Origin of the sequence: Microcoleus sp. S13_C3 (genome assembly GCF_036700905.1) — a bacterium.
In the GTDB taxonomy this organism is placed as follows: domain Bacteria; phylum Cyanobacteriota; class Cyanobacteriia; order Cyanobacteriales; family Microcoleaceae; genus Microcoleus.
In genome coordinates, this window is the sequence record NZ_JAUBPT010000254.1 from 1 (window position 1) to 6,808 (window position 6,808).

Genomic DNA, 6,808 nt, shown 5'->3' on the forward strand with positions numbered 1-6,808 from the left:
GACTTGCGTAAGGTGCGTCAGCATCTAAGGTTTTCCGTTTCAGCGTAAGGGTTCTAGCTGACGCACCCTACTAGCCTCGTTACTGGTTTAAATGCTCCACAGCTTATCGCGGAGTCAATCTCAAATATCAAATCTCACAGCGACTGAGTTGCACATCTACCTGCAGGAATAGCGAGTCGAGGGTTGAGGAGTTGTCCAAAATAACATCAGCTTGTTGACACTTTTGAGCTAGCGGCAACTGGGCGTTAATGCGGGCATTAGCTCGATCGTAACTCAAGCCGTCTCGCTGCATTAGTCGTTCTAACTGCACTTCGGGTGAACAGTACACTACCCAAATTTCGGTACACAAGTCAGTCATGTTAGCTTCAAACAGCAGCGGCACTACCAAAACCAAAGTCAACGTGTCAGCCTTGGCACAGAAACCGGGTTTTTTTTCAACAATACTCGGTTCTAGCTTGTGGTCAAACAAGTCGGTTTCTTGAGTCTTTGTACTTAAATCCTGTGTCCATTGGGATACCAAACTCGATTCAGCAATGCAGCTTTGAGTTTCCTCAACTAATCGGCGGCGCACGTAAGGGTGAATCTGTTGTTCCAACCACTGCCGCTCGTCTGCGTTACAAAAAATAATACTTCCCAACTCTGGCCGATTTAAATTGCCGTCCGGGAGCAGAATACCCGCGCCGTATCGTTTTACAATAGAGTCAAGTATTGGCGAACCTGGGTTCACAGCTTCGCGGGCGTAAATATCGGCATCTAAAATCGGAAATCCACAGGCATCTGCCAGATAATTAGATATAGCGGTTTTACCGGTGGCGATGCCCCCAGTTAAACCGATCCGACGGACAATTAGATCGCTCATAATTTTCTCTGTTTAAACTTCCTGTGTTTCGACACTTACTGTCAGTCTTTGCTATGTTGGTGACACAATCAAATTTAGACTTAAATTTTAAGATTTGCGATCGAGAGTTCGCGTTAAGAAGTGTCAGCATAGGGGTGCGATCGACTCTTTTTTACCTAAAATCTCAATTTTCAACTCGAATTAAGGTCTAGACCGAGGCAAACTTATGAATGCTCAACGTGCTGTGCGGTCGATTCTGGCAGCAATTCCCTTTGCTGGATTTTTGATATTAGATTTTTTGCCCAACCTGGTTTTCCTCAAAGAAAACAGCAGGGGATGGGTACTCGTGGCAATTTATCCCCAATCTCAAATTGCTGCAGCACAATCTATTACTCCAGCCCCAGACGGCACCGGAACCACTGTCACCGCCCCAGCTACAGGGTCGCCCCCTCGCTACGACATTCAAGGCGGCACTACCTCCAGAGACGGAGCAAATTTGTTCCACAGTTTTACTCGGTTCGGTCTGAATTCTGGCGAAACTGCCAATTTCATCTCCAACCCAAGCGTGAAAAATATCCTCGGCCGCGTTGTCGGCGGGGACGCTTCCTTAATTAACGGTCTAATTCAAGTTAGCGGTGGCAATTCTAACTTGTTGCTGATGAATCCCGCAGGCATCATCTTCGGAACAAATGCCCGACTCGATGTGTCCGGGTCTTTTTTTGCTACCACCGCTAGCGGTATCGGTTTTGACAACGGCTGGTTCAACGGTACAGGGGCGAATGACTTCGCGGCCCTCGTCGGAATGCCGAATGCTTTTGTTTTTGGCCCACAGCCCGCGAGTATTGTCAATGCCGGTAACTTGGCTGTCGGCGCGGGGCAAAATTTGACTTTGGTGGGCGGTACGGTGATCAGTACAGGGCAACTTTCAGCCCCAGGCGGTCAAATTACTGTGGCGGCTGTTCCGGGCGAAAATCTGGTGCGGTTGAGTCAAAACGGACTTTTGCTGAGTTTAGAAGTTTCTCCAGCAGCCGGAGTGTCGGGTTCCGAAGCTGTTCCCTTCTCTCCGCTGACTTTACCTCGGCTGCTTTCGGGCCCCGGCGTGGCTAACGCTACGGGTATAACTACGAACGCTCAAGGTGAAGTCGTGCTCACAGGCGGCCAAACAGTGCCTGCAGGTGCTGGAACTGCGCTGGTAGCGGGTGATGCGGACGTGTCTGCCAGGGGGGGTGCGGGAGGCAGCGTCAACGTGTTGGGTGACAAGGTAGGCCTATTGGGAGCGAAGATTGAGGCTTCCGGGCCCGACGGTGGCGGAACGGTGCGGATCGGGGGAGATTACCGAGGCGAGGGAACTGTGCCGAATGCCAGGATGACTTACGTGGATGGCAAAAGTTCGATCGCAGCCAACGCAACTGAATCAGGCAACGGCGGCAGAGTTTTGGTCTGGGCTGACAACACAACAGCATTTTTGGGCAGCATCAGCGCCAATGGCGTTTCTGCAACGGGAACCGCAGGTGTTGGGGGGTTTGTGGAAGTTTCGGGCAAGCAAAGATTGATTTTTAACGGTACTGTTGATACCTCTGGGACAAACGGTTTGGGGACTTTGCTGTTAGATCCTAAAAATATTTTCATTACAGATTCCCCAGAAGCTGCGGGCGATGCGGAAATAATTGCCAACAATAATATTTTGGCAACAGGAACGCTACCAGGACAGGAAAACAATTCTGAGCCTTCGCTGACAATTTCGGCTACAGCTTTGGAAAGTATGTCGGCTACGTCAAATGTGGTTCTCGAAGCCCTCAATGATATTACAATTGCTGATTTGGCGGACAATCAGTTGAGCTTTCAAGCAACTACTGGTTCGGTAACATTTAGAGCAGATGCCGATCGCAATGGTGCGGGTGCTTTTTCGATGAATGCAGCCGATACAATTAGCACGGCTGGCGGTGCGATCGCCCTGGAGGGAAGTCAAATTACTGCGGGCAATTTGTCGAGTAACGGCGGAAATATTAGTTTGATGAGTCCGGGTTCGACTGTTGCCAACAATATTTCTTCATCCAATCCCAGCACCGGCAGCAGCGGGAATATTGTACTCGACGGCCTGAACGTAACGGCCAAAAAACTTGATGCCAGCGGCCCGGAAGCGACAGGAAATGTAACAGTGACGGCTCAGAATGTTCTGGGAGTGAGCTTCGTCGCAGCGGGTTCTGGAAACATTACTTTGACGGGTAATGAAATTAATTTCAAAGGCGACAAAAATTCTGTCAGCGGTAGTGGCTTTTTGGTACTGCAACCTTGGAGTCCCGGTCAAAATATTGCGATCGGCGGTTCTGGAGATGTCGGCACTAATATTTATTTGAATCTGACGGCAAACGACCTCGGAAGTTTGCAAAATGGATTTGCTGGAATTACGATCGGCCGCAGCAACGGTATCGGTTCAATTCTGATGGCCAACGATTTCACATTTTACGATCCGCTAATTATTCAATCGCCGGCGGGTTTGGGAACAATCACTACCACAAGTTCCCTGACAGGGGCAGACAATGCCTCAATTACTCTCAAAGCTGACGGCAATATCCGTACCGGAAATATCACTACCAACAATCAGGAAATTCGCATCGTCAGCACAGCGGGCAATGTCACCACTGGTCAGCTAGTTACTGGAAGGGCCCGCACTATCAACACTTCTGTCAATTCTTCCCAAGATATACCCAATTCGGCGGGAGATGTTAGTGTTACCGCACAGGGCACGGTGACGGCAGGGGCGATCGACACGAGGGGCGCTCGCGCGGGGAATGTGACGCTGACGGGCCGCAATGGAGTCACCGCAGGCGCGATCGAAGCTGGCGGCTCGAAAACACCGGGAAATATTACTTTAACCGGCAACGAAATTGACTTGACGGGTGACAAAAATTCGATCGCCAGCAACGGCAATCTGGTGCTGCAACCGGCCGATCCCAGTCAAAATATTATAATTCAAGGTTCGGGCAGTACAGAAGCTCTGAACTTGACTGCTGCTGAATTGAACACTTTTCGGAATGGATTTGCTTCGATCGCGATCGGGCGCGCTGACGGTAGCGGTGCGATCTCGATTGGTTCTCCAGCGCCAAATTCCACCCCAAATTCCACGCCAGTAGCGGTGACATTTCAAGATCCGACGACGATTCAATCGCCGTCGGGCACAGGCGCGATCGTGGGAACGGGTGCGATCGTCGGCACTGATAACGCTACGATCTCTCTGATGGGCGGTACTGTAGCCGTCGGAGATGTTACCTCGACTGCAGGGATTAACATCACTAGCAGTCAAGGCAAGTTGACTGCTGGTATGGTTTCATCTCGCTCAACTTCGGGGGTGGCGGGCCCTATCAATATCCGCAGCGCCGGTGCGGTAGAAACCGGCAACATCGATGCTTTTGGTGCCAAAGGCGGGGGAGATATTTCGATTGCGGCGCCGGGCCGGATCGTTACAGGGGTGATCAACTCGAGTTCGCAATCGGGAAGTGCGGGTTCGAGCCAAATTACCGGCCAGAAAGATGTTGAAGTTGTTTCGATCAAAGCTCGTGGCAATACCGGCGGTGATGTGGCAATCGAGGCTGGGGGAGCGTTTCGGGCGGCGGGAACAGGAACGGCTGCTGAGCGCGCCGAGGTTAGGATTTCTACAGAGGGACTGGCTCGATCGGGTTCACAGACGCTGCTGCAAAGCACTTGCTCGTCGGGAACCTGCACGGCGGCGACTGTTGGGACGGGAAACTTGAAGTCGAACACTGCCACCTCCTCAACTGCGATCGGGCCGCTGGCGATCGTGCCGAGTCCGGCACCAACTACCACCGTGGAACTGAAAACTACAGCCAATTCTCAACAAATTGTGACTCAGGTGAGTCTCGGCCCCGCAGCGTCGGTGCCAAAGAGCAGTACCACAAATGTCTCGCCAGAACCTGCTGCTGCGTCTGTTGAGGCCCGGTCGAACGAGAATGCAGCCGGCTCGGTACTGCTGTCGCCGTCGGTGTTACAAGACAATTTAGGCGCGCCTGCGACGACAGAAAACGGCACCTTGCAGGCAACTTCACAGAAGTCGGCGAGTGTGGTAACAGCAGAAAGTATCGGGAATGTGAGGGTTCCTGAGATTTCTCGATCGAACTCGATCGCGCAAATAAATCCGATCGACGCAGTGCAGCAAAGGGATAGAACTCAGGGCCGGGAATTTGAACGTTACTTTGGGGGCACTGTCACTGAAAAGTCAGTCACGCAGCAAAGTATTCGAGATACTCTCAGCAGCGTCAATCAGTTGACTGGGGTTAAACCCGCCATCCTTTACGTGTGGGCGAAAGAAAAACATTTAGAACTTGTGTTGTTATTGCCAGACGGCAAAAGTGTTTTTAAAAGCGTGCCTGCAAGCCGCGAGACAGTCTTGCAAGTTGCTAAAGAATTCACTAATGCTATCAGAAGTCCCAGGAGATTGAATGCTGCTGACTACAAGGAACCTGCCGAGGAACTTTACCAGTGGTTAATTGCACCGCTGCAACCGGAATTGGATGCTAACAAGATTGACACCTTGGTGTTTTCGATGGATTCAGGTTTGCGAACTTTGCCTTTGGCTGCTCTTTACGACGGCAAGCAGTTTTTGGTAGAAAAGTACAGTTTGGGGCTGATTCCGAGTTTAAGTTTAACTGATACTCGCTATGCCGATGTTAAGGGTTCCGAAGTGTTAGCGATGGGTGCGTCGAATTTTCCGGCCCAATACGATCAAAATCCTTTGCCTGCGGTGCCGCTAGAAATATCTACCATTGTGGGCAAGATTTGGCCGGGTTCGTCTTTTCTCAATGAAGCTTTTACTTTGGCAAATTTGAAGCAGAAGCGCAATCAACCGCAATACAAAATTATTCATTTAGCTACTCACGGCGATTTTCAGCCTGGGGGGGCCCAAAATTCTTACATTCAGTTTTGGGATACTAAGTTGCGGTTGAATCAGTTGGATCAGTTGAAGTTATCTAACCCGCAGGTGGAGTTGTTGGTTTTGAGTGCCTGTACTACGGCTGTGGGAGACGAACAAGCTGAGTTGGGGTTTGCGGGGTTGGCAGTGCACGCGGGGGTAAAATCGGCTTTGGCGAGTTTGTGGTATGTCAGCGATGTCGGTACTTTGGGGCTGATGACTGAGTTTTACCAGCAGTTGCGTACAGCGCCGATTAAGGCTGAGGCTTTGCGGCAAGCGCAATTGGCGATGTTGCGGGGTGAAGTGCGGTTGCAAGATGGTTATTTGGTGCGATCGGGCAACAATCAAGCTCTGCCTTTGCCGTCGGAGTTGGCCACCAGGGGCGATCGAAATTTGTCGCATCCTTATTATTGGGCCGCTTTTACAATGATCGGTTCGCCGTGGTAATTCTGAAGGAATAGGGTGCGATCGGCCAAAAAACCGGGACAGAACAAGTCGCAAAACTCGGAGGATGGCAATACCTAAAAAAGCGCGGTAATATCATTCCCGGTTACACCGGAATGATGTTGACTGTTGACGGTTGACTGTTGACGCCGTGAACAGTCAACCGTCAACAGTCAACAGTCAACTCGAATTTAGTATTCCGATGAAGAGTGGATTTGATATAACTCACACTAAAGACCGCGACATCAACATCGACAAGGGGATAAAATGGAACAAGAAAAATTCAAAAAAAACTCGACTGCTAGCGCCCGAAATATTGATCGTATACAAGTCTTTACTAAAAACTTTTAGCCCCAATAAATTATGATAATTCGATAAAAAAGTTTCGATTCCCCAACAACAATCGCTCTTGGTTATCAAGCCATAACGCTCGGCGGTGAGAATAAACTCATTGGGAGCCACGCTTTCTGCGTTTTCGTCTAGCATTTTTAACAAAATTTCATAATGCTCTAATAATGGGTTATATCGTTTCCGGCTGCATCGTCAGGTGATAAATTAGAGGGCAATTCATGAATGATTGTTACAAGTCGCCACCTATC

Annotated in this window: 2 protein-coding genes; one reads left to right on the forward strand and one right to left on the reverse strand. The window is 50.1% G+C overall.

Features of this window, described 5'->3' with window-relative positions; genetic code table 11:
* Positions 1-127: 127 nt before the first annotated feature.
* Positions 128-859, reverse strand: coding sequence for a dephospho-CoA kinase (gene coaE, locus QUA16_RS34900; RefSeq protein WP_333109206.1), 732 nt, complete (start codon positions 857-859; stop codon positions 128-130).
* A gap of 205 nt (positions 860-1,064) precedes the next feature.
* Between coaE and QUA16_RS34905 the strand changes: the two genes are divergently transcribed.
* Positions 1,065-6,212 carry a CHAT domain-containing protein gene (locus QUA16_RS34905; protein ID WP_333109207.1) on the forward strand — a complete coding sequence of 1,716 codons (5,148 nt, stop codon included), beginning with the start codon at positions 1,065-1,067 and terminating at the stop codon, positions 6,210-6,212.
* Positions 6,213-6,808 lie beyond the last annotated feature (596 nt).